Below are 1,909 nucleotides of genomic sequence, written 5' to 3'. Positions count from 1 at the left end.
GTTTTTCCGGCCACTCCGGGAAATGGGGAGATTTCGTGGCCGCTAAAGTCAACTTCCCGGAAGTTTTGAGGCGAGAATTAAAGCGGAAAAGAAGCCTTTCGGGCAGGATTATCTTTGGTACCGTTACAGACGCCTACCAGCCTGCGGAAGAAGAGTTCAGCCTTACCAGGAGCTCCCTGGAGGTCTTTGCGGAGGAGTGGCCAGACGCGGAGATTGATCTGCTGACGAAATCCGATCTTGTGGTGCGGGATGTGGATGTGCTCAAGAAGCTGAAAAATTGTTCCATCGGTTTTACTGTGACCACTTCTGATGACAGGGTAGCCGCTGTGTTAGAGCCCGGGGCCGCCTCGCCGTCGGCACGCCTCCTGGCTGCGAAAAGGTTCGTTGCCGAAGGCTTGCACGTATGGGCCTTTATTGCGCCTGTTCTTCCGGGAGTGAGCGACGCTCCCGGGGTACTGGAGGAGCTTATATCTGGCCTGAAAGAAGCCGGGGTTAAGGAAGTCTACCTCGATTCGTTGAACCCTTATCCTGCTTCCGTGTATCGTCTAAAATTTGTTTACCAGACAATGCTTCCCTGGACGCTAAAACACCTGGAACAGTACCTTTCCGACCCCCGCGGGTACTTGCGTATACTGTCAGAAGAGTTGGCGACCCTTTCGCAGAAATACGGCTACGATTTAAGGATTGGTTAGAGGTGGACGTTCTGGTGGAAGTGGAAACCTCTGATCTGGTGTTCTGGGATAAGGGGTTTAACAGTTCATTTTTTAAAATTCAGCTGGAACCTGTTTGCTTTCTTCCCCAGTTTTTGATAATAGTATCCCAGAACTTTTTATCTTCAAACCCCAGTCTCCAGATGCAAATTCCTGCAAGTTTATATTTTTTTACGAGTTCAATTTTGGTCTGTAATGTTGCATAGTTTTCAAACCAGACTTCTCTTTCCAGTCCTTGTATGGTCCGATAGATATAGTATGGTTCTTGGTATTTATCACTCCACCTTACTTGGTAGCCTTTCAAGCTGGCCTGTTGCATAATCTCCCTGGTGGGTCTGGAAAAGCCACCTGTTTTACCTGCGGGCCAATCATACCCGTAAGTTGCTACTCCCAGGCAAATTTGAGAGGGGCGGAATCCCTGGTCGATAGCCGTTTTTATGTTTTGTTCCACCCAGGAGAAGGGTGCCAGTGGGCCTGGTGGACTGCTAGCCTGACTGTGGTCGTAGCACATGATAGTCACCTTGTCCACGTAAGGTGCCAGCCCTCCGTAGTCGTATACTCCTGCTACTTCCGGAGATACCTGGACGTGGGGGAGTACACACATGTGGGTTTGTTTTCCCAGCGTACGCATATGTTTGTGCAGTATCTCCATGAAAAGGGTCAATTTATCTCGATCGACGGTAAAATCCCGGTACGTCGAGGAGGGAATAAATTCGAAATCTATATTGACACCATCGTAGTTGTTACTCTTGACCACGCGGACTATATTTGCTATTGCGTTATTTCGCGCTGCCGGGTTCAACAGAACATCGTCTTGACTGGGAACTACGTTGATGAGCGGTATTATTTTGATTCCTCTTTTCCTGGCCAAGTTAATTGCCTGGGGATTGGGTTCTTCTTCCAGAGAACCGTCAGGGCGTACATGATACCATAACGGGTAGATTTCATTCAACACATCGCTATGAGCTTGTAGGGAGGGGAATGAATCAAAGCCTTCGGGGTCATTGACGTAAAAACCGCTTACTCCTGGTCTTAAGAGGATAAGAGGTTTTCTGATTCCAGCGCAGCTACCGAGCGTGATAACTATGATAGTTGCTATAGCTACATAGAACAGCTTTTTTCGGCCCATTTGATGCTCCTCCGTTTTTGAGCTATTTTTATCAAAAACAATCTGATATATACGCTTCAGGACGTTTTAT

The 1,909-nt window shown here is 48.0% G+C and carries 2 protein-coding genes; one reads left to right on the top strand and one right to left on the bottom strand.

What is annotated here, in order from left to right:
• Positions 1-692: SPL family radical SAM protein (locus ACPLUI_RS14400; RefSeq protein WP_424660933.1), on the top strand; the 692-nt coding region annotated here is incomplete at its 5' end.
• Positions 693-771: 79 nt separating this feature from the next.
• Here ACPLUI_RS14400 and ACPLUI_RS14395 read toward each other — a convergent pair.
• Positions 772-1,839, bottom strand: coding sequence for a glycosyl hydrolase family 18 protein (locus ACPLUI_RS14395; protein ID WP_424660932.1), 1,068 nt, complete (start codon positions 1,837-1,839; stop codon positions 772-774).
• Positions 1,840-1,909 lie beyond the last annotated feature (70 nt).

This window comes from Desulfofundulus sp., from assembly GCF_049701015.1.
GTDB lineage: Bacteria > Bacillota > Desulfotomaculia > Desulfotomaculales > Desulfovirgulaceae > Desulfofundulus.
Note: the sequence above shows the minus strand (reverse complement) of the source record. Positions and strands in the feature narration are given on the sequence as shown.

Bases quoted from the DNA above. Each gene is read 5' to 3' on its own strand.
- ACPLUI_RS14395 (WP_424660932.1), bottom strand. From the start codon at position 1,839: ATGGGCCGAAAAAAGCTGTTCTATGTAGCTATAGCAACTATCATAGTT.